Annotated in this window: 24 protein-coding genes and 1 tRNA gene; 18 read left to right on the forward strand and 7 right to left on the reverse strand. The window is 43.6% G+C overall.

From position 1 onward, the window contains the following. Window positions 1–4: 4 nt before the first annotated feature. The 5 genes from ABNE31_RS06375 to ABNE31_RS06395 form a co-directional block, all read right to left on the reverse strand. Window positions 5–505 carry a hypothetical protein gene (locus tag ABNE31_RS06375; protein WP_349352774.1) on the reverse strand — a complete coding sequence of 167 codons (501 nt, stop codon included), beginning with the start codon at window positions 503–505 and terminating at the stop codon, window positions 5–7. 69 nt (window positions 506–574) lie between these two features. Next, window positions 575–1303, reverse strand: a complete 729-nt coding sequence (locus tag ABNE31_RS06380) for a pirin family protein (RefSeq protein ID WP_349352775.1) — start codon at window positions 1301–1303, stop codon at window positions 575–577. A 91-nt stretch (window positions 1304–1394) separates the two neighbouring features. Next, on the reverse strand, window positions 1395–2261 hold the full coding sequence (locus ABNE31_RS06385; protein WP_349352776.1) for a helix-turn-helix transcriptional regulator: 867 nt from the start codon (window positions 2259–2261) through the stop codon (window positions 1395–1397). Between the two features lie 53 nt (window positions 2262–2314). Beyond that, window positions 2315–2926, reverse strand: coding sequence for a ribosome biogenesis GTP-binding protein YihA/YsxC (gene yihA, locus ABNE31_RS06390; protein ID WP_349352777.1), 612 nt, complete (start codon window positions 2924–2926; stop codon window positions 2315–2317). Between the two features lie 2 nt (window positions 2927–2928). Then, window positions 2929–3693 carry an alpha/beta hydrolase gene (locus ABNE31_RS06395; protein ID WP_179385213.1) on the reverse strand — a complete coding sequence of 255 codons (765 nt, stop codon included), beginning with the start codon at window positions 3691–3693 and terminating at the stop codon, window positions 2929–2931. A 265-nt stretch (window positions 3694–3958) separates the two neighbouring features. Here ABNE31_RS06395 and ABNE31_RS06400 point away from each other — a divergent pair, with 265 nt between their 5' ends. The 15 genes from ABNE31_RS06400 to ABNE31_RS06470 all read left to right on the forward strand — a co-directional run bounded on the left by ABNE31_RS06400 (window position 3959) and on the right by ABNE31_RS06470 (window position 20167). Then, on the forward strand, window positions 3959–4414 hold the full coding sequence (locus ABNE31_RS06400; RefSeq protein WP_293283410.1) for a division/cell wall cluster transcriptional repressor MraZ: 456 nt from the start codon (window positions 3959–3961) through the stop codon (window positions 4412–4414). Next, window positions 4407–5309 carry a 16S rRNA (cytosine(1402)-N(4))-methyltransferase RsmH gene (rsmH, locus tag ABNE31_RS06405; RefSeq protein WP_349352778.1) on the forward strand — a complete coding sequence of 301 codons (903 nt, stop codon included), beginning with the start codon at window positions 4407–4409 and terminating at the stop codon, window positions 5307–5309. The genes ABNE31_RS06400 and rsmH overlap by 8 nt, the downstream gene beginning before the upstream one ends. Window positions 5310–5350: 41 nt before the next feature. Beyond that, window positions 5351–5668, forward strand: coding sequence for an FtsL-like putative cell division protein (locus tag ABNE31_RS06410; protein ID WP_179385210.1), 318 nt, complete (start codon window positions 5351–5353; stop codon window positions 5666–5668). Further along, window positions 5668–7677 carry a penicillin-binding protein gene (locus tag ABNE31_RS06415; RefSeq protein WP_349352779.1) on the forward strand — a complete coding sequence of 670 codons (2010 nt, stop codon included), beginning with the start codon at window positions 5668–5670 and terminating at the stop codon, window positions 7675–7677. Before ABNE31_RS06410 ends, ABNE31_RS06415 begins: the two co-directional genes overlap by 1 nt. Next, window positions 7674–9137, forward strand: coding sequence for a UDP-N-acetylmuramoyl-L-alanyl-D-glutamate--2,6-diaminopimelate ligase (locus tag ABNE31_RS06420; protein WP_179385208.1), 1464 nt, complete (start codon window positions 7674–7676; stop codon window positions 9135–9137). The genes ABNE31_RS06415 and ABNE31_RS06420 overlap by 4 nt, the downstream gene beginning before the upstream one ends. Before the next feature lie 8 nt (window positions 9138–9145). After that, entirely contained in the window at window positions 9146–10366 is a 1221-nt protein-coding gene (mraY, locus tag ABNE31_RS06425) for a phospho-N-acetylmuramoyl-pentapeptide-transferase (RefSeq protein ID WP_179385207.1), read from the forward strand. A 2-nt stretch (window positions 10367–10368) separates the two neighbouring features. After that, window positions 10369–11703, forward strand: coding sequence for a UDP-N-acetylmuramoyl-L-alanine--D-glutamate ligase (gene murD, locus ABNE31_RS06430; RefSeq protein ID WP_349352780.1), 1335 nt, complete (start codon window positions 10369–10371; stop codon window positions 11701–11703). Between the two features lie 3 nt (window positions 11704–11706). Beyond that, the gene (locus ABNE31_RS06435; RefSeq protein ID WP_293283422.1) at window positions 11707–12912 is read left to right on the forward strand and encodes an FtsW/RodA/SpoVE family cell cycle protein; all 1206 of its coding nucleotides are present in this window, start codon (window positions 11707–11709) and stop codon (window positions 12910–12912) included. Continuing rightward, entirely contained in the window at window positions 12899–13990 is a 1092-nt protein-coding gene (gene murG, locus ABNE31_RS06440; RefSeq protein WP_349352781.1) for an undecaprenyldiphospho-muramoylpentapeptide beta-N-acetylglucosaminyltransferase, read from the forward strand. Before ABNE31_RS06435 ends, murG begins: the two co-directional genes overlap by 14 nt. 112 nt (window positions 13991–14102) lie before the next feature. After that, entirely contained in the window at window positions 14103–15452 is a 1350-nt protein-coding gene (gene murC, locus ABNE31_RS06445; RefSeq protein WP_349352782.1) for a UDP-N-acetylmuramate--L-alanine ligase, read from the forward strand. Next, complete coding sequence (locus ABNE31_RS06450) at window positions 15442–16161, forward strand: hypothetical protein (RefSeq protein WP_349352783.1); 720 nt, start codon at window positions 15442–15444, stop codon at window positions 16159–16161. The genes murC and ABNE31_RS06450 overlap by 11 nt, the downstream gene beginning before the upstream one ends. A gap of 3 nt (window positions 16162–16164) precedes the next feature. Then, window positions 16165–17499 carry a cell division protein FtsA gene (ftsA, locus tag ABNE31_RS06455; protein WP_179385201.1) on the forward strand — a complete coding sequence of 445 codons (1335 nt, stop codon included), beginning with the start codon at window positions 16165–16167 and terminating at the stop codon, window positions 17497–17499. Between the two features lie 27 nt (window positions 17500–17526). Continuing rightward, a complete protein-coding gene (ftsZ, locus tag ABNE31_RS06460; RefSeq protein WP_293283431.1) occupies window positions 17527–19524 on the forward strand; it encodes a cell division protein FtsZ in 1998 nt (665 codons plus the stop codon). 100 nt (window positions 19525–19624) lie between these two features. Next, window positions 19625–20077, forward strand: coding sequence for a GatB/YqeY domain-containing protein (locus ABNE31_RS06465; RefSeq protein ID WP_349352784.1), 453 nt, complete (start codon window positions 19625–19627; stop codon window positions 20075–20077). Between the two features lie 13 nt (window positions 20078–20090). Continuing rightward, window positions 20091–20167: transfer RNA gene (locus ABNE31_RS06470), tRNA-Arg, on the forward strand. Window positions 20168–20218: 51 nt separating this feature from the next. Here ABNE31_RS06470 and ABNE31_RS06475 read toward each other — a convergent pair. After that, complete coding sequence (locus ABNE31_RS06475) at window positions 20219–22618, reverse strand: 7TM diverse intracellular signaling domain-containing protein (RefSeq protein WP_349352785.1); 2400 nt, start codon at window positions 22616–22618, stop codon at window positions 20219–20221. A 230-nt stretch (window positions 22619–22848) separates the two neighbouring features. Next, a complete protein-coding gene (locus ABNE31_RS06480) occupies window positions 22849–23403 on the reverse strand; it encodes a hypothetical protein (RefSeq protein WP_349352786.1) in 555 nt (184 codons plus the stop codon). Between the two features lie 400 nt (window positions 23404–23803). On the opposite strand from ABNE31_RS06480, the gene ABNE31_RS06485 reads away from it, so the two are divergent. The 3 genes from ABNE31_RS06485 to ABNE31_RS06495 all read left to right on the forward strand — a co-directional run bounded on the left by ABNE31_RS06485 (window position 23804) and on the right by ABNE31_RS06495 (window position 25502). Continuing rightward, a complete protein-coding gene (locus ABNE31_RS06485; protein ID WP_349352787.1) occupies window positions 23804–24247 on the forward strand; it encodes a YHS domain-containing (seleno)protein in 444 nt (147 codons plus the stop codon). Window positions 24248–24312: 65 nt separating this feature from the next. After that, on the forward strand, window positions 24313–24798 hold the full coding sequence (locus ABNE31_RS06490; RefSeq protein ID WP_349352788.1) for a DinB family protein: 486 nt from the start codon (window positions 24313–24315) through the stop codon (window positions 24796–24798). Continuing rightward, complete coding sequence (locus ABNE31_RS06495) at window positions 24786–25502, forward strand: NRDE family protein (protein WP_349352789.1); 717 nt, start codon at window positions 24786–24788, stop codon at window positions 25500–25502. The genes ABNE31_RS06490 and ABNE31_RS06495 overlap by 13 nt, the downstream gene beginning before the upstream one ends. Window positions 25503–25505 lie beyond the last annotated feature (3 nt).

The raw sequence follows: 25505 nt of genomic DNA on the forward strand, positions 1-25505 counted from the left end.
CGCATTAGACCAAGGGTTCATCAAGGCGATTAAATTTTACTTTTTCCGCTCCCTGAAGGTTTAATGCCGCCTCAATTTTCTGTTTGGTGGGGCGTTGCAGAAAAAGATAAAGCAGTAAGAACGCACCGATAATCAAATACAATAGATTTTGGGTGTTCCCAAAAATCACGATGCTGAAAAGTGATGCTCCTTCCAATAGTGCGTATTTGATAATGGAAGCTGTCTGGAATTTCGCCAGTTTGGACCTGAGTCCTTCATTTTGGGGTATGGAGGCCACTATTTTTTTAAAAATAAGGTCGCTAACATAAATGCTGGCGAGGGCCACTATGGGGACTATGGCCAAAAAGACATCATTGGAATCCGAAACCAAAAGTTTTGGATCATCGTTGTTGAAATAAAAAAGTGCCCCAAGTATAATGGGGGTCACGGCAATGCCCATGTGCAAAAAGGACATCAGTTTTATAAAACCGGCCGGCGTAAATTTACTGGTAGGATTTTGGGTCATGGTTAATAGTGTTTATGACCCTAAAATAAGCAAAAAGCCCCTAAAAAGGGGCTTTTTTTAAAGGATGGCCTAACGTCCAATTTGATCTAGGCTCATCGGAACTTCCATTAGCAAGACCCTGCTCTCGGTAATCGATGTAAAGTTAAATGCATCGGTGTCCCAAATTCCAAAACCGTCCCGTTTGTCCAATTTTTGGCCATTAATTTCCACTTCTCCTTCCAGAATAAAGGCATACACCCCGTTTCCTTCTTTTTTGATTTCATACGAATCGGTGACACCTGCCTCAAATTTCCCTAGATGGAACCAAGCATCTTGGTATACCCAAACACCATTGTCCTCTGGATTTGGGGAAAGAACCTGGTAAAAGGTGTTCTCCTTTTCAATATCCCGAATGGAAATCTGGTCGTATCGTGGTTCCACATTACGTTTGTTAGGGAAGACCCATATCTGCAAGAACTTGACCTCTTGGTCATCATTCTTGTTGTACTCGCTATGCTGTATTCCGGTTCCAGCACTCATCACTTGGACATCACCTTGTTTGATGGTCTTCGTGTTTCCCATGCTGTCTTTATGTTCCAAGTCACCCTCCAAGGGAATGGAAATAATCTCCATATTATCGTGTGGATGGGTTCCAAAGCCCTTTCCAGGGGCTACTCGGTCATCGTTGAGCACTCGCAGCACACCAAAGTTCATACGCTCAGGATTATGGTATCCCGCAAAGCTAAAAGTGTGGTGCGAATTCAACCAGCCATGGTCGGCATGGCCTCGTGTTGCTGCTTTATGTAAAACGGATTTCATATGCTTTTAGATTTTTGTTTGATACAAAGATCTTCACAAACAAGGGATAATACCATATAAAAATACGGGAAGGACTTATGAAAATCCGATATCAGACACTTTGTTTGAACTTGCTGGGTGCCAAGCCCGTACAGGTTTTGAAGAAGGCACTGAAGTTGGCTGGTTCGGAGAACCCCAATTCAAAGGCAATTTCTTTGTTGGAAAGCGTTGTGAAGTAAAGCATACGTTTGGCCGCGGTGGTCAACCGGCTTTGTATGTGCTCTTTTGCGGTTTTACCTGTCAACGATTTCACCACTCGGTTCAAGTGGTCTGGGGTAATGTTCAGGGCATCGGCATAGGCCGAAGCATGGTGCCATTCCTTATAGTTTTGGTTCACCAATCGCTTAAAATTTCGAACGAGGGAACCTCCCGATTCCATAGTCTGCACGTCCAACTGGTTGAGCGAACATAAATGATGGCACGAGATCAGTATGAGTTTGAGCAATGCCCCGATGGCGTCATAGTTATAGGCATGTCCAGAACCCATGAACTCCATCATGTCCATGGCGTAGCGGTCAATTTTTGCCATTTCTGCCTTGCTAAGTTCCAAAGGAGGGGTGCTGCCAAAATCATTAAAAAGATTGATATCCTCTATAAAATCGACCAAAATTTGGTTCATCGCCAAAAAATGGGAGGAAAACACGACGGAATAGCCTTGGGTGGGAAGCTCTTCCGTGAGTTGGTGGACTTGTCCTGGACCAATAAAATAAATCTGATTGCTGGAGAGTTCGTAGTTCTTGAAATCGATAGTGTGCCGACCCTTGCCATTTTTTACGATCAGAATGGTGTAGAAATCATGACGATGAGGTGTATCCGGTTTTCCATCACGCTTTTTGTAAATATCCTCCATTTTGGAAATCCCAAAATCTTGGGAGCCATCTGCTCTGTTCACCTGATGATAGGTCTTTACCGTATCCATGCCTTAAAGCTAGCAAGAAAACTGTTGATTTGACAGATTCTCGGAAAATCCAATCAGGTATTCCTGAAAAAGTCTTGATTAATACCATCGATAAAACCCAAAAGCTCTTCCCTTCCCATTCGGTTGCTCGATGAAGTGGTAAAATGTGGAGGTGCTGCTTCCCAAGCACCTTCCAACAATTTTTGCAGATAAGCATTCACCTGTCGTTCAATCGCATTGGGCTTTAACTTGTCCGCTTTTGTAAAAATGATGGCAAAGGGAATCTGGTTGGTACCCAGCCATTCCATAAATTCCAGATCCACCGGTTGTGGTTCGTGGCGGATATCGACCAGAACAAAACCGCATACTAGTTGTTTGCGCTTTTGGAAATACTCGGTGATATATTTTTGAAAGGTCTTTTTGTCTTTTTTGGAGACACGGGCATAACCATATCCCGGCAAGTCCACCAAAAACCAATTGTTGTTGATCTTAAAGTGGTTGATGAGCTGTGTTTTGCCCGGTCTGCCCGAGGTTTTGGCCAACGCTTTGCGTTCTACCAGCATATTGATCAGGGAAGATTTCCCCACATTGGACCTTCCTATAAACGCATATTCGGGCAACGGTTCATTGGGACATTTGGCAACATTGGAGTTGCTCATTACAAAATCTGCCGAGGTGATTTTCATGCCTAGAAGTTACGCTTTTTCAGCCAAGCTTCCAGAATTCGGTTAAAGTCATTGGGGTGCTCCATCATAGGGGCGTGGCCACATTTTTCTATCCAAAATAGGTCGGAGTCCGGTAAAAGCTCGTGGAATTCCTTGGCCACGTTTGGCGGGGTAACCGTATCGTTCTCTCCCCAAATAATACAGGTTGGCGTGTGCATATGTGGTAAATCCTTTGCCATGTTGTGGCGAATTGCACTCTTGGCAATGGCCAACGTTTTTACCAGTTTCATCCGATCGTTTACCGTTGCAAACACTTCATCTACAATCTCCTTGGTGGCTACTTTTGGGTCGTAGAAAACATCCTCTGCCTTTTTCTTGATAAACTCATAGTCACCACGCTTTGGGTAACCATCGCCCATGGCACTTTCATAGAGTCCGGAACTACCCGTAATTACCAACGCCTTGACCATTTTCGGGAACATTTTGGTATGCAAAAGCCCGATGTGTCCACCAAGTGAGTTACCTAATAGAATAACATCCTTTAGTCCTTTGTGCTCAATGAAACCCTCCAGAAAATTGGCAAAATTCTTTACCGTGGTCTTTAGAAGGGGCATGTCGTAAATAGGTAATTCGGGGATTAGAACCTTGTAGCCCTTTTGAGGGAAATATTCAGAAACGCCTTGGAAGTTGCTCAATCCTCCCATCAAACCGTGTAATATGATCATGGGAGTACCTTCTCCCTTTTCTATATAGCGGTATTTCCCGTCCTCAATTAAGTGCTCTTCCATCTATAGTCAGTTGGTACTAAGAGGGGCAAATATAGGAATTTCATATCACAAAGATTTTAGGTTTTTAACATAACCGATAGAAGTTTTTCAATTCCGGACAAAACACATTTCCCATCAATAAGAAAACTCAGCTTCCATTTGAGGGTAAGAAGATGTGCTTTTCGTCTAAAAGTGGAGAATTTATTAACAAAAGTGGTGTTTAGTGGAGAAATGTGGAAATAAAATCTATATATTTGAGTTGTATTAACTAACCAATTGATTTCTAGTGACCCATATCATCGGACAACATGATTGCAAAGCGGACTCCAAAGGAAGGGTATTGTTGCCCATTTCTTTGAAGAATCAGCTATTGCCCGTGATCAAGGATGGGTTCGTGATCAAGCGGTCGGTATTTCAGCAGTGTTTGGAGTTGTATCCAAAGGCCGAGTTCGATGTGTTGATGCAGAAGGTGATGAAGAAAAGCAAAATCAACCGGAAGTACGATGCTTTTGTGAGAAATTTTGTGGCAGGCATGAAGGAAGTCAGTATAGATGGCGATTCCGGACGACTACAAATTCCAAAGAACCTCGTTGATTTTGCCGCGATAGATAAGGAAGTGGTGCTGAATGCGGTTTTTGATAAAATCGAGATTTGGAACAAGGATATGTACGAAAAAGTCTTGGCGGAAGGAGAGAAGGATTATGCCGACCTGGCCGAGGAGATTTTTGACGACGATGAGTAGTGCATACCACAATCCGGTGCTGTTGCATGAGTCGGTTGACGGATTGAACATAAAAAAAGATGGAGTGTATGTGGATGTCACCTTTGGTGGTGGAGGGCACTCCAAAGAAATTTTGAAAAGATTGGGCGATGGCGGAAAATTGTTCGCCTTTGATCAAGATGAAGACGCTTTGCAGAATGCATTGGAAGATGACCGGTTTCAATTGATCAATCAGAACTTTCGCTACCTCAAACAGTTTTTAAAGTTCTATGGCATTCGGAAAGTTGATGGAATCTTGGCAGATTTTGGGGTTTCATCCCATCAGTTCGATGAGGCCGAACGTGGTTTTTCCATCCGTTTTAATGCGGACTTGGATATGCGGATGGACAAAAGCAGTGAACTATCGGCCTATCAGGTGGTGAACACCTATTCCCAAGAAGATTTAGCATCGGTTCTTTTTCAATATGGCGAGTTGCGAAATGCCAACGCCATGGCCAAGACCATAGTTGAGGCAAGGTCGGAAGAGCCCATAAAAACTACGGATGACCTTAAAAAGGTGTTGAGCAGGTTTTTGCCCAAAATGAAAGAGAATAAAATTTTGGCGCAGATCTATCAGGCCATCCGGATTGAGGTCAACCAAGAGATTGAGGTGCTCAAGGAATTTTTTGAGCAGGTGCCGGAGGTGTTGAAGGAAGGTGGGAGATTGAGCGTCATCAGCTATCACTCTTTGGAGGATAGATTGGCCAAACGATTCATCCGGGCAGGAAGATTCGATGGCGAGCCGGAAAAGGATTTTTATGGAAACATTGATGTGCCCTTAAAAAAAGTCGGAGGATTGATTACGCCATCAGCAGAAGAGATAGCCCAAAATAATAGGGCACGAAGTGCAAAGCTTCGGATTGCGGAGCGCATATAGCTAGATTCCCGCCTACGTGGGAACGATAAAACGAATATGAAATGAGAAAAGGATTACTGGACATACTGAAAGGAAAGTTTTTGGTGAGCGGGGATGCTCCCAAGAACTGGATGTTCCTATTGTTCGCCTCTTTCTTGGCGGCACTGATGATTTCCAGTAGTCACAATGCCGATAAAAAAGTGCTGGAGATTGCCGAGTTGAACGAAGAGGTGAGAAAACTCAAAAGTGAGTTTTTCGAGGCCCGTTCCAGCGTGCAACAATTGAAACTCGAATCGACCTTGCGGGAAGTGGTGGCCGAAAAAGGATTGGCGCCATCACAAAACCCACCCAAAAAAATCAAAGTTAAATCAGCGGAATAGTGGCCATAACCGAAAAAAATATCATGAACAGACTCTACCTCGTGGCGGGAGGCCTTCTCGTGTTGGCCATTGCCGTAGTGGTAAAGTTGGTGGATATTCAAATGGTGCAAGGCGAAAAGTACAAGGAGCTCGCCCTGAGCAAGACCGAAAAGATGTTCACCATTGAGCCCAATCGTGGAAACCTTTATTCGGAAGATGGTAGTTTGCTGGCCGCATCCGTTCCCAAATATGAGATTCGATTTGATGCCCAGACGGTCTCCCAAGAAAATTTCGAGAACTACGTGGGGGCGCTTTCCGATTCGTTGGGCAATATGTTCAATAGGCCTTCTTCTTATTATCGTCAGTTGTTCCGTAAAGCACGGGCCAATGGCAACCGCTACAAATTAGTGGCCCGAAACATTGGCTATTTGGATTATGTGCGCATCAAACAGTTTCCTTTATTCAACTTGGGTCCATACAAGGGTGGTTTTATTGAGACCCATCGTGTGGTACGTGAATATCCGTTGGGGAAAATGGCTGCCAGGAGTATTGGCTACGAGCGCGTAGATGAAAATGGGTACTATACCCGAGTTGGGTTGGACGGTGCCTTTGGGGAAACCTATTTGAGGGGCAAAGAGGGGAAGCGATTGAAGCAAAAAATAGCCAAGGGACAATGGAAGCCCGTAGGTCTGGACAATATCGTGGAGCCCAAGGATGGACTGGATGTGGTATCTACGATCGACATCAACATACAGGATATTGCCCACCACGAATTGCTAAAACAGCTCGAAAAGTATAAGGCCGACCACGGTTGTGTGGTGGTCATGGAAACGGAGACGGGTGAAATCAAGGCGATTTCCAACTTAGGACGTACTTCCGAAGGAAAATATTATGAAAAATTGAACTATGCCGTCGGGGAATCCCACGAGCCCGGTTCTACCTTTAAATTGATGTCCATGGTGGCCGCTTTGGAAGATAAGGTGGTCGATACGAGTACCGTAATTGATACGGAAAAGGGACGTTACCGTATTTATGATGGTGTAGTAAAGGATTCCAAATGGGGCGGATACGGAAAGATTTCTGTAGCAGAGGCTTTTGCTGTTTCTTCCAACACGGCTTTTGCCAAAATCATTCATGAAAATTACAAGGAGCAGCCCGAAAAATTCGTCAACCGTTTGATGAACATGGGCCTTCATAAAAAATTAGATCTTCCCATCATAGGCGAGGGTGACCCCGTTATTCGATACCCTGGAGATAAAGGATGGTCCGGAATCTCTTTAGGATGGATGTCACACGGGTATGAGGTATCGCTTACTCCCATTCAGACCTTGGCCTTTTACAATGCCATTGCCAACGATGGTGCATATGTGAAGCCCCGATTGATACAGGAAGTACGGGAGGGTAACAAGGTGGTCAAGCGATTCGACCGAGAAGTGCTCAATCCCTCTATCTGTTCCAAGGAAACTGTAAAAAAGGCGCAACAACTTTTAAAGGATGTAGTGGAAAAGGATTATGGTACAGGCCATAAGCTATACTCCAAAAACTTTTCCATGGCCGGCAAAACCGGTACTACGCAAAAGAATTATGTGGAGAAGAACCCTGACAAGTTGGCCTACATCTCCTCCTTTGCCGGATATTTTCCTGCAGACAACCCCAAGTATTCCTGTATCGTGGTAATCCATGAGCCGGATAAGGAAGAGGGCTACTACGGAGCCGATGTATCGGGTCCCGTATTCAAGTCCATGGCGCAAAAGATACATGCCATTTCGCCCATGGTCGATGAGGTGGACAGCAAACAGATAGAGGACGAAAAGCTGGATGAAGCCTACAAACAATACTTTGCCCAAGTGCAGAAAAAGCACAGTACAGTCCCCAATCTTCGAGGAATGAGCGGAATGGATGCCGTTTCACTGTTGGAAAATTTGGGAATAGAAGTGGAGGTGCACGGTAATGGAAAGGTTAAAAATCAATCAGTGAATCAAGGGACCAGCATCAAACAGGTCAAAAAAATAGTATTGGAGCTTTCATGAAGTTATTGAAGGACATATTATATGGAGTAAGTCTCTCTGCAGTGAGCGGGGATACCAATGTGATGGTGAACGATGTGCATTTTGATTCCCGAAAGGTGGAAATGGATGATGTGTTCGTGGCCATACGTGGTACTGTGGCCGATGGTCATGACTTTATCCAAAAAGCCGTAGACTCAGGGGCTAGGGCCATCGTTTGTGAGGAACTTCCGGAGCTTATGGTGAACGGCGTCACCTATTTGCAGGTAGACAATTGCAACAGTGCATTGGCCGTAATCGCTTCCAATTTTTACGGTAACCCATCCAAGAACCTGAAACTGGTCGGGGTAACAGGTACCAATGGAAAGACAACAGTGACCACACTCTTGTACAATTTGTTCAAGAAAGCTGGATTCAAGGTGGGATTGATCTCCACCATCAAAGTGTTGGTGGATGACAAGGAGTACAAGGCTACCCACACCACTCCCGATGTGCTCACCATCAACAACTATCTGTCCAAAATGAACGAGGTTGGTGTGGAGTTCTGCTTTATGGAAGTGAGCTCACATGGAATCCATCAAAAAAGGGCCGAGGGATTGCATTTTGAAGGGGCAATTTTTACCAATTTGTCCCACGATCATTTGGATTACCATAAAACCTTTGCCGAGTATAGGGATACCAAGAAAAAGTTGTTCGACGGACTGTCCAAAAAGGCATTTGCCTTGGTCAATATCGATGATAAAAATGGTTTGGTGATGCTGCAGAACACCAAGGCCAAAAAATATACCTACGCTTTAAAATCCTTTGCCGATTACAGGGCCCAAATTTTGGAAAAGCAATTCAACGGTCAGTTGTTAAAGGTTGATGACAATGAGTTGTGGACCAAGTTGATAGGGGATTTCAATGCGTACAATTTACTGGCCATTTATGCCACTGCAGATATTTTGGGACTCGAAAAAATGGAGATCTTGAGATTGATGAGCGAGTTGGAAAATGTGGATGGCAGGTTTCAATATTACATATCAAAAGATAAAATAACGGCTATTGTTGATTATGCCCATACGCCGGATGCACTAAAAAATGTGTTGATAACCATCAATGCATTGAGGACTGGAAATGAAAACGTCATCACCGTAGTGGGGTGTGGTGGTGACCGTGACAAGTCTAAGCGTCCGGTTATGGGTCATATCGCATCAGAAATGAGCAATCACGCCATATTTACTTCGGACAACCCTCGGACCGAATCGCCCACAACCATCATCGAAGAGATGGAGGCGGGAGTGGAGGCCCAGAACGCTCGAAAAGTATTGTCCATTGAAAATAGAAGACAAGCGATAAAGACCGCTTGCAAATTGGCGGTGCCCAACGATATTATCCTAGTGGCGGGAAAAGGCCACGAAACCTATCAGGAGACCAATGGCGTCCGTGTAGAGTTTGACGATTTCAAAGAAGTAAAAGAAGCGCTGGAAAGCCTAAAAAAGTAATGTAGTCCATGCTATACTATTTGTTCGAATATCTAGAGAAACAATACCAGCTTCCCGGAGCGGGACTTTTTCAGTTCCTCACCTTCAGGGCTGCCATGTCCGTATTGTTGTCCCTGTTGATAGCGATGGTCTACGGAAAGCGAATCATTGTTTTCCTTCAGAAAAAACAAATAGGCGAAAGCATTCGCGACCTTGGTTTGGAAGGGCAGCAACAAAAAGCGGGAACCCCTACCATGGGTGGGTTGATCATTATCATTTCGACCCTGTTGCCCGTGATTCTTTTTGCTGATATTAAAAACATTTATGTCATCCTTTTGATCGTAACCACCATTTGGATGGGCATCATCGGGTTTATCGACGACTATATCAAAATCTTTAAAAAGGACAAACAGGGGCTGAAAGGAAGGTTTAAAGTGATGGGCCAAGTAGGTTTGGGACTGATTGTTGGGCTTACCCTCTATTTCCACCCAGAAGTAACCATCAAAGAGAAGGACACCACCACCATAACCAAGAGCTTTCAAGTAGAGCAGGTCTTTGGTAAGGAGACCAAAACACTCCGGACCAATGTCCCATTTTTCAAGAACAATGAGCTCGATTATGCCGATTTCATTTCATGGATGGGAGAAGGAGCGGAAGACTATGCGTGGCTCATTTTTATTCCTGTTGTGATTTTGATCGTGACAGCTGTATCCAACGGTGCCAATCTTACGGATGGTATCGATGGCTTGGCGGCAGGTTCATCAGCAATTATAGTATTGACCCTTGGAATTTTTGCCTGGATATCGGGAAACATACTGTTCTCAGGCTATCTCGATATTTTCTACATCCCTCGCGTGGGGGAATTGGTGGTATTTATTGCCGCCTTCGCTGGAGCCTTGGTTGGCTTTTTATGGTACAACACCTTTCCCGCACAAGTATTTATGGGAGATACGGGTAGTTTGACCATCGGGGGCGTTATTGCCGTAATCGCCATCATTGTTAGAAAAGAACTGTTGATTCCCATTTTATGCGGAATCTTCTTTGCTGAGTCCTTATCCGTAATGCTACAGGTGGGGTATTTCAAACATACCAAGAAGAAGTACGGAGAAGGTAAGCGCATATTCTTGATGGCACCATTGCACCATCATTATCAGAAAAAATCCTATCACGAGAGTAAAATAGTGACCCGTTTTTGGATTATCGGAATCATGTTGGCCATCATCAGTATCGTTACCCTTAAAATTCGATAACCATGGGTCGTTTGGTGATACTCGGAGGAGGAGAAAGTGGCGTTGGAACAGCCATTTTGGGAAAGCAAAAAGGATTTGAGGTCTTTGTTTCGGATAAAGGCGAAATCCAAGAAAAATATAAAGAAGTTCTTGAACATTTTGAGATTGAATGGGAATCTGGTAAGCATACCGAAGCCAAAATTTTAAATGCTGACTTGGTGATGAAAAGTCCAGGTATTCCTGATTCGGCACCATTGGTAAAATCACTGGTCGAAAAAGGGGTGCCCGTGATTTCGGAAATTGAATTTGCATCAAAATATACGGATGCCACTTTGATTGGAATCACGGGAAGTAACGGAAAAACCACCACGACCATGCTTACCTATCACCTTCTAAAAAATGGGGGGCTAAATGTGGGTATGGCAGGGAACATTGGCGACAGTTACGCCAAAATGGTGGCCGAAAAGGAATTTGACCACTATGTGTTGGAGATAAGCAGTTTTCAGTTGGACGGTATTGTGGATTTTAAACCGCATATCGCCATGATCACCAATATCACGCCCGACCATTTGGACCGATATGAGTACAAATTTGAGAACTATATCGCATCCAAATGTAGGATAGCCATGAATCAAGATGCCAACGATTACTTGATTTATGATGCTGATGATGAAGTGATTCGGGAAGCATTGAAAAAACATCCTATTCAATCCAAATTGGTTCCCTTTTCGGTAAAGCAAAAACTGGAAGAGGGAGCTTGGTTGGAGGACAAAACGATAAAAATAAAATTAGAACATAAAACCTTGGAAATGAGTGAAGACATTTTGGCCTTGGAAGGTCAGCACAACGTAAAAAACACAATGGCGGCAAGTATGGCGGCCATGCTGGTGAAGGTCAGAAAAGAGGCCATTCGCGACAGTATTCAATCGTTTCAGGGCGTACCCCATAGATTGGAAAAGGTGTTGAAGATCAATCATGTGGAGTACATCAACGATTCAAAAGCTACCAACGTAAACGCTACGTATTATGCTTTGGATGGCATCAAAAAACCCATTGTTTGGATCGTGGGCGGAGTTGATAAAGGAAATGACTATGCGGAATTGATGCCTTTGGTGCGAGAAAAAGTTAAGGCCATTGTTTGCTTGGGTGCCGACAATTCCAAATTGATTGATGCTTTTGGGAATGTGATAGACCTCATGGTTGAGACCTATTCCATGCAAGAAGCCGTGAAAGTGGCCTATAAGATAGCGGAACGAGGTGATGCCGTATTGCTCTCGCCGGCATGTGCCAGTTTTGACCTGTTCAAAAACTATGAGGATAGGGGAGACCAATTTAAAAACGCCGTAAAAAATTTGTAGAACGTGTTCGCAATTTTCAAAAATCTGAAAGGTGATAAAGCCATTTGGGGCGTAGTGGCCCTTTTGGCACTTTTCTCATTTTTGCCCGTGTACAGCGCCAGTACCAATTTGGTCTATGTAAACGGGGATGGGACCACTTTTGGCCATTTGGTCAAGCATGCGGTGCTCCTGTTTTTGGGCTTCGGAATCATCTACGCTGTGCACAGGATACCTACGCATTATTTCAAAGGGCTGTCCATTATTGCCATGCCCATTGTCATCCTGTTGTTGATTTACACCTTAACGGTGGAAACCCGAATAGGTGGGGTAACGGCCAACCGATGGATCAAGATTCCTTTGGTCGGGGTCAATTTTCAGACCTCTACCTTGGCTTCGGTGGTATTGATGATTTGGATTGCGAGATATCTAACAAAAATCAAGGATGTCAAGATTACTTTTAAAGAAAGTATTTTGCCGCTCTGGCTGCCTGTTGCTTTGGTGGTGCTATTGATTCTTCCCGAAAACTTTTCAACCGCAGCCATTATTAGCCTAATGGTATTGGTGCTATGTTTTCTGGGAGGATACCCCCTAAAATATTTATTTGCCATGGTGGCTACTGGAATCGTATTTGCGGGAATGTTTCTGTTTGTGCTGTTCAAGGCGCCAGAAGTATTGCCCCAACGTGCCGGCACATGGAAATCACGGATTGAAACCTTTATCCATCCCGAACAAGCGGATAAGGATGATCTGCACCAGTTGACCTTGGCCCAGATTGCTGTGGCCGAAGGTGGCGTAGTGGGCAAAGGAGCAGGAAAAAGCGTGATGAAGAATATGTTGTCCCAAAGTACATCGGATTTCATTTTCGCCATCATCATTGAAGAATATGGCTTATTGGGCGGGGGAGCGTTGCTCTTCTTTTATCTCTTATTGCTGTTTCGTATTGTGGTCGTGGCGCATTCGTCCAAAACGGTTTTTTCAAAACTATTGGTGATCGGCGTAGGGTTGCCCATTGTTTTTCAGGCGTTTATCAATATGGCGGTGGTGGTCCAGTTGTTCCCGGTTACGGGTCAGCCGTTACCGTTGATCAGTATGGGGGGAACGTCCATTTGGATGACCTGCATGGCCATAGGAATTGTATTGAGCGCCAGTAACAAAAAGGAAAATCTAGAGGAGCAATCCCATGGAATAGATGAAACGAACCCTTTAGAAGTATTGAGTGGACAATTATAGGTTTATACTTTCTGGAGGAGGAACGGGCGGACATATTTATCCGGCTGTGGCCATCGCAAACGAATTGAAGCGGAGATATCCCGATGCGAAATTCTTGTTTGTTGGAGCCAAGGATAAAATGGAAATGGAAAAAGTACCGCAAGCTGGATATGAAATCAAAGGCTTGTGGATAAGTGGATTACAACGGAAACTGACATTGAAGAATCTCATGTTTCCCTTTAAAGTGATAAGTAGTTTGTTGGAAGCACGCAACATAGTGAAACAATTTAAACCCCATGTGGCCATTGGCACGGGTGGCTTTGCCAGCGGACCCTTGCTGCGAATGGCCCAAAGGGTTGGTGTTCCCTGCGTGTTGCAGGAACAAAATTCCTTTGCGGGCATCACCAACAAATTGTTGGCGGCAAAGGCTGAGAAGATTTGCGTGGCCTATGATGGCATGGAGCGATTTTTTCCAAAAGAAAAGATTGTGAAAACCGGAAATCCTATCCGCACGGATTTGGTTGCTGTCTCGAAGAATAAAGAAGAAGCACTTGGTTTTTTTGGACTGAAAGGAGATAAAAAAACGGTATTGGTATTGGGTGGGAGCCTAGGAGCCCGCAGAATCAACCAATTGATAGAAAAGGAGCTCGATTTTTTTGCAAAGCAAAACCTCCAAGTGCTCTGGCAATGCGGCAAACTGTATTACGAAGCCTATAAAAAGCATGATTCGGATACAGTTAAAGTTATGGCCTTTGTCAATCGAATGGATTTGGCCTACGCCGCTGCCGATGTAATCATCTCAAGGGCCGGTGCCGGTTCGGTTTCGGAACTTTGTCTGGTGGGCAAACCGGTAATTTTTATACCGTCACCCAATGTGGCAGAGGACCATCAAACACAAAACGCAAAGGCCTTGGTGTCCAAAGACGCCGCCATCATGCTTAAGGAGGATGAATTGGACGCCGAATTTGAAACCAATTTTTCAAACCTAATGGCCTCCGAAGCCCTCCAGGAAAAATTGGGAAAGAACATTAGAAAAATGGCCATGCCCAAGGCTACGGAACACATTGTGGATGAAATTGAAAAATTATTGAAGAAATAATGCAGGGAAACGATTTGCAAAATATGGATAAGTGTCACCTCGAGCGCAGTCGAGAGGTGCAGTTGTTCTTGAATTTTGTTATCGGCTGTGCTCGAACTGATTGGAAGACTGTATGAATTTGAAAGATATACATAGCGTTTATTTTATCGGAATTGGCGGCATTGGAATGTCCGCCTTAGCGCGCTATTTCAAATTTGTGGGTAAAGAGGTGGCTGGGTATGATCGCACCCCTACGCCCATCACCGATGGTTTGATGGAAAATGGTGTTTCCGTGCATTTTGAGGACAACGTGGATTTGATTTCCGATACCTTCAAGCACCCAAATACGTTGGTGGTCTACACTCCTGCCGTTCCTTCAAAACATTCGGAATTCCAGTTTTACAAAAATGGAGGTTTCAACCTTAAAAAGCGTTCGGAGGTGTTGGGTATCATCACCAAGGATTCCTTTTGTTTGGCCGTTGCCGGCACACACGGTAAAACCACTACGTCCAGTATTTTAGCACATTTGCTGAAGGAGTGTGAATTGCCCATGACCGCATTTTTGGGCGGTATTTCTGAAGATTTCAATAGCAATTTTGTGTTGGATGGCACCGAATATTCGGTAGTGGAGGCTGATGAGTTCGATCGTTCCTTTTTACGATTGACGCCAACGGTGGCCTGTGTCACATCCATGGATGCCGACCATTTGGATATTTATGGCACCAAGGAGGAATTGGAGCATTCATTCCGTGAATTTGTGGAAAGAATCAAGCCGAGCGGAAAGTTGTTCGTACGCAAGGGACTTCCTTTGGAAGGAACCACTTTTGGCATAGAGGATGGTGCTGATTACTGCATAGAAAACATAAAAATTGAACATGGAGCCTACATATTTGATATCGTAACACCTTCCGAGGTTATCAAGGACGTAAAGTTCAACAAGCCGGGCAGACACAATCTGCTCAATGGATTAGCTGCTTTTGCGATGGCGGTGCAAACAGGTTGCCCACCTCACCGCCTTGCCAAAGCTTTGGAGACCTTCAAGGGGGTTCAGCGCAGGTTTTCATATCAAATCAAGGAAGAAGATTTTGTGTTTATCGATGACTATGCGCATCATCCAACGGAAATCAGTGCAGTGCACCAAGCGATTCGCGAAATGCACGCTGGGGAAAGGATAACGGTGATTTTTCAGCCTCATCTTTTTTCACGCACACAAGATTTTGCAGATGATTTTGCGGCAAGTCTCTCCGATTTTGATGAAATCATCCTATTGGACATTTACCCGGCCCGTGAAGAACCTATTGAGGGTGTCACATCGCAATGGCTGTTGGATAAAATAGAAAACCCCAATAAAAAACTGATGTCGAAATCGGAATTATTGGAAGAGGTAAAGAACTGCAAAACAGGGGTTTTGGTTGTCCTTGGAGCAGGGGATATTGGAATGGAAGTGCCAAAAATCAAAAACATATTGGGTTATGCGCATTAATTGGGATTACATCAAACTCGCATTTTTGTTGGTTGCCGTAATTGCGCTTTACGGGTTTGCTGACCAAAGAAACGAACATAGAACGGTGCAGGGTGTGACCGTAAAATTTGTTGGTGAAAACAATTTGTATTTAACTGAAGATGCGGTTAATAAATTGTTAATACAAAAATACGGAGCCCTAGAGAATAGGCCCAAAGAACAGTTAGTTTTGAATAGCATAGAGGAGGTTATACTATCCAACGATATGGTCAAAAATGCCCAGGTCTATCTCACTGTAAACGGGGAACTTGTATCCAAGATTGTTCAGCGAAAGCCAATTGGAAGAATAGAAGGTGCCTCCAAATTTTATTTGGATGATGAGGGCAAACGCATGCCGTTGTCAAGATACCATTCGGCAAGGGTGCCCATCATTACAGGGAAAATCACAGGGAAAACCCTTGAGGACGCCTATGTGATTTTGGATTATATCAACAATGATGATTTTTTACGAAAAAATGTCATTGGGATACATATCGAGGATGAAAATAAATATCAGCTCAAGTTCCGCATGGAAAACTTTGTGGTGAATTTGGGCGGAGTGGACAATTTGAACAAAAAGTTCAAAAATTTTATGGCCTTTTATGCAAAGGCAGCCAAGGACAATTCCTTGGAGGATTATGCAACAGTGAGTTTGGAATTCAACAATCAAGTGGTTTGCACCAAAATTTAACGTATGGAACAAGGTAATTATTCAGTTGGGTTGGATATAGGGACTACCAAGATCGTGGCGATCATTGGTAGGGAAAATGAGTATGGAAAAATTGAGATTTTGGGCACCGGACGGTCTAAGAGTTTAGGTGTTCACCGTGGTGTGGTCAACAATATCACACAGACCATTTCGTCCATACAACAGGCAGTGGAACAGGCCGAGTTGAATTCTGGCCTAAAAATCGGCTCTGTTGTAGTTGGCATTGCAGGCCAGCACATCCGAAGCCTACACCACAGTGATTACATCACCCGTCCCAACTCGGAAGAAGTGATAGACAACGATGATTTGGATAAACTGTGCAACCAAGTGTATAAATTGGTAATGCTTCCGGGTGAGGAAATCATTCATGTGCTGCCTCAGGAGTACAAAGTGGACGGTCAGTCCGAAATCAAGGAGCCCGTGGGAATGTACGGTGGTCGATTGGAGGCCAATTTTCATGTGGTGGTCGGACAAGTGTCCTCCATAAAAAATATTGGAAGGTGCATCAAAAGTGCTGGATTGGACTTGGGGAACATCACCTTGGAACCCTTGGCATCCGCAGATGCCGTATTGAGCCAAGAGGAGAAAGAAGCGGGTGTAGCCTTAATCGATATAGGTGGTGGAACAACGGATTTGGCCATTTTCAAGGACGGCATCATCCGTCATACCTCTGTTATTCCATTTGGAGGTAACGTGATCACCGAAGATATTAAAGAAGGTTGTTCCATCATCGAGAAACAGGCCGAATTACTGAAAATAAAATTTGGTTCTGCATGGCCTGGAGAGAACAAGGACAATGAAATCGTATCCATACCTGGACTTAGAGGCCGTGAGCCCAAGGAAATCACCTTGAAAAACCTTTCCAAGATCATTCACGCCAGAGTGGTGGAAATCGTGGAGCAAGTTTATGTGGAAATCAAAAATTATGGCCACGAGGAACAAAAGAAAAAATTGATAGCTGGTATTGTGCTGACCGGCGGTGGAAGCCAATTGAAACACTTGAAACAATTGGTGGAATACATCACTGGCATGGATACCAGAATCGGTTATCCGAACGAGCATTTGGCAGGAGACTCCGATGAAGAAGTGGCCAGTCCACTCTATGCAACGGCGGTCGGATTGTTGATGAACTCTTTGGAGGCCAAGAAGAAAAATAGAAAGGTGCAGCACCAAGAAGAAGAACTCAAGGAGGAAGAAGTATTGGTTGGCGAGGAAAACGAGATGGGAGCGAAAACCAATGCAGCTACCCATCCGGAGAGAAAATCCATTTTTGACAAATGGTCAGAAAAGTTGAAGGACTTTTTGGACAACGCAGAATAATAACCCCAATAGAGAAACACAACTGTCATGAGTAAGAACACTGAATTTGACAACATTGCTTTTGATTTGCCCAAGAACAAGAGCAACGTAATTAAAGTAATTGGAGTTGGTGGAGGTGGAAGCAATGCCATCAACCACATGTTCCAGGCCGGTATCAACGGAGTGGATTTTGTGATCTGTAACACCGATGCCCAAGCCTTGCAAAACAGTCCGGTGCCCAACAAAATCCAGCTAGGGGTATCCCTTACGGAAGGATTGGGTGCAGGGGCCAACCCAGAAATTGGGGAGCAGGCCGCTTTGGAAAGTATGGAAGATTTAAAGGCCATGTTGGAGCACAATACCAAAATGGCATTTATTACCGCCGGAATGGGCGGTGGAACCGGAACAGGTGCGGCTCCCGTAATAGCCAAGTTGGCCAAGGAAATGGATGTTCTTACTGTTGGGATTGTTACCATGCCGTTCCAGTTTGAAGGAGCCATGCGGAACAAGCAAGCACAGATGGGGATTGAAAAGCTTCGTGCCAATGTGGACTCCCTGATCGTAATCAACAACAACAAGCTTAGGGAGGTATACGGTAATCTTGGGTTTAAGGCCGGTTTCTCAAAAGCGGATGAAGTATTGGCCACTGCAGCAAGAGGTATTGCAGAGGTAATTACGCATCACTACACCCAGAACATTGACCTTAGGGATGCCAAGACCGTACTGTCCAATAGTGGCACTGCCATTATGGGCTCAGCGACGGCGTCCGGTTCTGCAAGGGCAACGGAGGCCATCATGAAGGCTTTGGATTCGCCATTATTGAACGATAATAAGATTAACGGGGCCAAAAATGTGTTGCTATTGATTGTTTCCGGTTCGCAGGAAATCACCATTGATGAAATCGGTGAGATCAACGACCATATTCAAATAGAAGCAGGTCACGGAGCCAACATCATCATGGGGGTAGGAGAAGATGAAAGCCTTGGTGAAGCCATTGCAGTTACTGTTATTGCGACAGGATTCAATGTAGACCAGCAGGACAATATTGTAAATACAGAGTCCAAAAAGGTATTTTATACCTTGGAAGACGAACAAATCGCGGAGCAAGACTTGACACCTGAATCTACCTCGGTGCAAGAAGTCCAAACGGAAAAAGTACCGGCTCCACAACCGGAGCCAACCCCTCAGCCAGAGCCTAAAGTGGTGAAGCATACCTTGGATATGGAAATGGAAGAGGAGAAGGTAGCACCGAAAATACCATCAAAGGATCCCGATCTGATTCCGACCACGAGCTATATCAGAAACTTCAATGTGTTCTATGAAGAAGTAGTCGCAGATAAGGTGGAGGATGATTTTGTTATTATAGAGGCAAAGAATGTTATCAATAATTTTGATGTGATAGATGCCGAAGTGGTACCATCAAAGAGCAACGAAGACCAGTTTACGCTTAGCTTTGATATGCCTTTGAACAATGAAACCGAGGAGTCGGATGAAAAGGAACATACCGTAACTTTTAATCTGGATGATGATGGTTTAGGGGATGTAGAGGTAAACGACTACGTAGAGGTAAAACCTGTTTTGGAATACAAGAAAGAGGGCGAGACTAGATACGATCTCCAAGAGTATATGGAATTGGAGGAAAGGTTGACAGGTGCCAAATCCAAAGCGGAGACCCATGAGCCAAAATTAGTGGAGAACGAGCTGGTTTTTGAGAAGAAGACCGTGAAAGTGGAAGAGGGCGAAGGTTCTGGAAAAAACGAGGAAACCATGGATAGCCTTGACCCCATGAACAGTTCCATCAGCGATATCTTGAAGAACCGTGCCGATGAGCGCAGAAGAAAACTAAAAAATTTTAACTATAAGTTCCAAAACAACAGGAGCAGTATAGACGACATTGAAAAAGAGCCTGCCTACAAAAGGCAAGGAGTGGACCTGAATGATGTTCCGAAGGAACAGAAAGTCTCCAGAACCACTTTGGGAGAGGACAGTAACGATGATTTGCAATTGCGCTCCAACAACTCTTTTTTGCACGATAATGTTGATTAGTAGTGTTTAGATTAACATCCATTTTTTATGGAAAGCATAAACCCGAAGGTGACCATACTTTCGGGTTTATTTTTTATCTTCGCGCTCTAAATAAGAATAAATGGGTTTGCAGGATAAGGTAATGACAGAAATGAAGGCCGCGATGAAGGCAAAGGATACTGTTGCCTTGGAAGCATTAAGAGCCATTAAGTCAGCAATTTTACTGGCCAAAACCGATAAAGGTGCTGGAGCGGAGTTGTCCGAAGAGGATGAGATAAAATTGGTTCAGAAATTGGTAAAGCAACGCAAGGATAGTGCTGTAATTTACCAAGAGCAGGGTCGTGAGGATTTGGCAGAACCAGAATTGGCTCAGGTTGCCGTGATTGAGAAGTTTTTGCCAGAGCAACTTACCGAAGAAGAAATCGAAAAAGTGGTGGTACAGACCATCGATTCGGTCGGAGCATCGGGAATGCAGGATATGGGCAAGGTAATGGGAATTGTTTCCAAAGAATTGGCCGGGCGGGCTGACGGGAAGACCATTTCAGCCATTGTCAAGGCAAAATTGAGTTCATAGTTTAAAAAATATTGGCCCAGTAGTTCAACTGGATAGAATATCAGATTTCGGCTCTGAGGGTTGGGGGTTCGAATCCTCCCTGGGTCACCACAAAAAAAGCAAGCTTTAGTTTTAAGCTTGCTTTTTTTATTTTTGGAAGGTTTAGGCCACCTTGTCTATGTCCGTATCGGGCAGTATACTTTTCTGCATTTTTGCCAATAAACGGGGTCCATTGACGGGTTTTGTCAATAAGTCGTTGGCGCCTAGTTCAAAAATCTTCTTGCGGGTTTTTGCGGTGTTGTCGGCTGTCAATACAATAATTGGAATTTCAGGTTCACAGGCAGCTTTTCCGCTTCTTATGATCAACGTGGTCTCAAAACCATCCATTTCGGGCATTTGTAGATCCATCAAAATAAAATCGAAGCTTTCTTTTGTGAGCAGTTCAAGTGCCTCTTTACCATGGTTGGCAATGTACAGCTTCGCTTTTGGCCAACTCTTTTTAAAGAGCAGTTTAACCACGGTTTGGTTCATTTTGTTATCCTCCACCAATAGCACACTACAGGCTTTTGGTTCCTCTGGGCGGATACTTGTATTGGGTACAATGTCCAAAATCTCTTCATCTTCCTCAATTTCAAAATTCAGATTCAATTTACAGATGGTACCCTTAGGTTCATTGCTTGCAAATTCAACGGTTCCCTCCTGTAGATCAACATAGGTTTTTACGATATAAAGCCCTAGGCCCAATCCACTAAACTCCCGCTTGTCCATAAACGATTTCTTGGTGAACGATTCAAATACCGTACTCATTTTTTCCTTGGATATACCAATCCCCGTATCCTTGATTGTAAACTGAAGCGACGTCTGATTACCTTTCTTGTTACAATCAATGGCTATCTCCACACCGCCTACGTTGGTAAACTTAATGGCATTGTCCAATAAGTGATTTAGGATTTGGGTGAGCTTGGCCTTATCGCCTACGATTCGGGATGGCAAACCTTTATCCACAGAGCTTTTAAATTCCAATCCTTTGGCAAGTGCTTTCTTTTGCTGCTGATCTATTATTTTCTGTAAGGAAGCTCTCAGTTCAAAGGGAACTTCTTTGAGTTCTTGGTCTCCCTTTTCGATAACGGTAAAATCCAGAATGTCTTCAATATGCCCCAAAAGGTTCTTGGATGAGCCCAAGATCAATTTGCACTTTTCTTCGAGCTCCTTATCCTGTTTTTCCTCTTTAAGTGAAGAGGCTACCGCCATGATCAGGTTCAAGGGAGTTCGCAATTCATGGCTGATATTGGATAAAAAGGACGATTTGATTTGGTTCATGTCCTCAGCTCGTTGCAGTGCCAATAGTTGGTTTTGCTCGTTTTGCATCCTGAGGTCCCTGATTCTATTGATCATGGAAATGGACAGAAATGCGATTTCCAATCCAATCCCAAATTTGGCTCCATTACTAGTAAGGAATGAATTTTCGATGGCATTGAAATTGTTCAGGATAAAAACGATAAACCCGATAAGCAGGAAGGAAATACCTATGATGAAATAAGGATCAATTTTTACTTTTTTGATTTTCAACACTACTATTGAGACAATCATGTGGGCCAAAACCAAGATGCCCAATCCATTGGCCAATGGATAACAGTACTCAAATGAGGGGGCAACGGCCAAAAGTATGAGCCCAACAATCAATGAAAAGGCCAATATGTTGTTGGCGATGTGCAATGCAGGGCTGTTCTTTTTCAAATCGAGGTAGGCCCCACCGTACTTCCCAAAAAAGAAGAGTGAAACAAAAGCGGTGAACAGTACGGCCCTATCGGACAGCCATCCACCTTGTGGGGTAAAATATTGATGAAAAAAACCATCCAATGAAAATTGCATCAATGCGATAAAAAGCACATAGAGTGGATAATACAAAAACGCCTTGTCCTTAAGTGCAAAAAAGAAAAATAGATAAATGACACAGGCGAGAATCAAAATCCCATAAAAGAAACCGTAGAACACCTGTTCTTTATAAGTGAGTTCAAAAAAGCTGCTGTCTTGGTAGAGTTTTACGGGAAGCATGACCACTTCACCATCACTTTTTAGGTGTAAAAAAGCCTGTAACTTTTCATTGGGCTTTAGCCTTATGTCAAAAATGGATTTCCTATGCTGGACACTTTTTTTGGCAAACGGGATTTGATCACCGCTGCTTTGCTTCTTCACACTTCCATTTTCATCCACCAAAAAAAGTTCAACAACATCTGTAATAGGTCTGGCAGTTTCCAAGTAATAGTTGCCAAACTCCTCGGTTGGGTTGTCCAAGGTGAACTGTAACCAGTAATGCTCATTGGAAAACCCGAGGTTTTCTTTTACATTGGATAATGGGATAAATTCACTGTTGCCAAGTTTCCTGACCTCCTCAAAACTATAGGCATTTTGCCCAGCCATAAAAATGGAGGTGTGTGAACGAAGGGAAATGACATCGGAATCCCTATTTTCTGGATGCAGTTGTGCATTGCAGACGAAGGACCATAATAAAAACAGGACCGAAATACCAGCATAGGATGTCGGGGGAGTTATGCGGCGCATGAAGTAGGCTTTTTAAGTCCGCCATTGGGATAGCGAACATATTTCGTTATTTGAACGCTGCCAAGCCCTGAATTATTTCATTTTAGGCGGTTGAGGGCTTTTTTTATGAAAATTGAACGATGTAATCCCAAAATCTTCGATGAACGAATAATAGAACAAGCCCGATACACTCAGTTTTTGGTGCATCGGGCCAGTTGTTGGTTCCATATGTTGTAGGTAAGTATGCTATTTTATAATCCCAATAATTTGGATGTCTCTTTGTAGTTGTTCAGGTTTAAACCGGTTGTTTCGGCTGCGTTGGCAGGTACCAAAACATAGCGAACTGTTAATGTTTCGCTATTTTGATAATTAAAAATACCTCCATTTTGATTCGTCGCCCTGAGCAGAACACCCGACAATGTTTCATTAACGAATATGGAAAAGTAGAAATAGGTATCAGTATCCGTATAAGGAAGAGCTACTATTTCATCGGATACATCTTCTTGGCTAAACCTTAAATAAACCATTACCACACCACCTGTTGCTATAAATTCTTCCAAATCGATATCCTTTACATTGATTAGCATGGTTCCAAAATTAGGAAGCGATTCTTCATCCCACTGAATAGTCTGCCAATCCGAAGCTATAACATTGGCGTTGCCATCTTGTCCGGCAGGCCCTTGGGCCCCGTCCATACCATCCAACCCGTCTTTGCCGTCTTCTGGGGAGCAGGAGGTTAAAAGTACACTTAGGCCCATAATCGCATACAGACCCATTTTCAAAAAATTCAAAGTTGTTGTTTTCATAATTTTTGATTTTTGTTAAGGTTCCATTTTGGACTTGGTTTCGGACTGTTTCACGGCCCTTCATTTGCCAAAATCCTAGATGGAGGTTGTTCATTTTAGGGCCAAAGTTAGACGGAGATTTTGTCCGATTTTGGGCCAATTGACGGATGATGCTTCTGAATTGACGGATGGGCCTTTTGGGTTGATCTGTGAAAAATGGAATAAGATTTATCCTACGAAATTTTAATGCTTCTGACCATTTTTAATCTCATTATTGGAATTACTTCATCCAAAAATTGAAGCATCGCTTCGCTTCAAATTGAATTATTCAGCACATCAACTGAAAGGAATGTATCTGGTGATGGACTAAAGGTGGAGTAGTGAGCTCATTCACCATACAAACCATCAAATAAAAAAGACTATGCGCTTAATTTTTAATACACTTTTTCTGTTAATCGGCACTTTTGGATTTACCCAAGCTGTGGATTACAACACCAAAGGGGGCTATTCCGTCGAAGGTTACGATGTCGTTTCCTATTTTCAAGGGCAACCGGTGGAAGGAAAAAGGGAGTTTACCACAACCTATGACGGAACCAAATTCAAATTTGCCAGCAAAGCGCATTTGGAAACCTTTCAGGGCGACCCAAAGGCCTATTTGCCACAATATGGAGGCTATTGTGCCTATGCTGTTGCCATTAATGGTAAAAAGGTGAGTGTAGACCCACTTACGTATGAAATCAGGGAAGATAAACTCTATCTATTTTATAATAAAGGCAAAAATAACACCTTGGAATTTTGGCGCAACGAATCTCCGAACGAATTGGTTTCCAAGGCAGATAAAAACTGGGAGCGGATCAAGAATTGATTATTCTTTCTATCTTATACTCCAATTGATCAAAAAACGAATACAAAACCAATATCTAAACTATCATGTTCAAATCATCCTTGGAAACCTTGGAGCAGTTTAAGCAGGTGCTTTTAGAGTTGCCGGCCGACTGTTATTCCCAATCCTGCGAAACCTTGTCCAATGCTTCCATAGGGCAGCATACCCGACATGTAATCGAACTTTACCTCTGTTTGATACAAGGATACGACCTTTCCGAGATTTCATACGACCGCAGGGAGCGTAACCTTCAAATTGAACAGGATTTGAATTATGCCCTGGAACGCATTTCCTACATTCAAGGGCATTTAGTAAAACCGAACAAGTCAATTCGGATTAGCTATGAACTGGGTGGTGAAGAAAGTAATCTGGAGTCCAATTATTTTAGGGAGGTGATGTACAATTTGGAGCACACCATACATCACCAAGCCTTGATCAAGGTTGGGATTCGGCATTTTTCCACCCAACAGCTGCCGGACTCCTTTGGAGTAGCACCATCTACCATGCAATACAGAAAGGAATGTGCACAGTAAGCTTTATTTCGCAAGGTGAAAATTATTGGATTACCTCCAACAGGGACGAGCATGTGTCACGACCCTCTGCCCATAAGCCAAACGAAGAGCGGATAGGTAAGGTTAAAGTACTTTTTCCCAAAGACCCCAAGGCGGGAGGTACCTGGTTCGCACTGAAAGAAGATGGCGCCGTAGCCGTGCTGCTCAACGGGGCCTTCGTAAATCACGCATCAAACGGAAAGTATGCCAAGAGTAGGGGATTGGTGCTGTTGGATATCATAGCATCAGAAGAGCCCTTTGTGTTCTTGCAAGAGATGGATCTATATCGAATCGAGCCCTTTACCTTGGTGCTTTTTCATAAGAAACTATTGGAGTTCAGGTGGGATGGTCACCAGAAATATTTTAAGCCCTTGGATCCCCAAGAGAATCATATATGGTCATCCGCCACTTTATATCATGATGATGTCATTGCACACCGAAAACAGTTGTTTGAAAAGTTCATGGCGAATACGAATGCTGTTTCGTATGAAAAGATATTGGATTTCCATTCCAATAACCATAGTGATTTTGAAAATGGGTTTATCATTGATAGGGAAACCGGATTAAAAACCTTTAGTGTCACCCAAGTGGTTTTGAATAGTGACGGAACCACAATGAGACATTTGGATTTACGGAACGATAGGTCTTTTCAAGTGCCTTTTACATCCAACCAACTTACGCTCTAAAAG

This window comes from Flagellimonas sp. MMG031, from assembly GCF_040112705.1.
Classification (GTDB): Bacteria; Bacteroidota; Bacteroidia; order Flavobacteriales; family Flavobacteriaceae; genus Flagellimonas.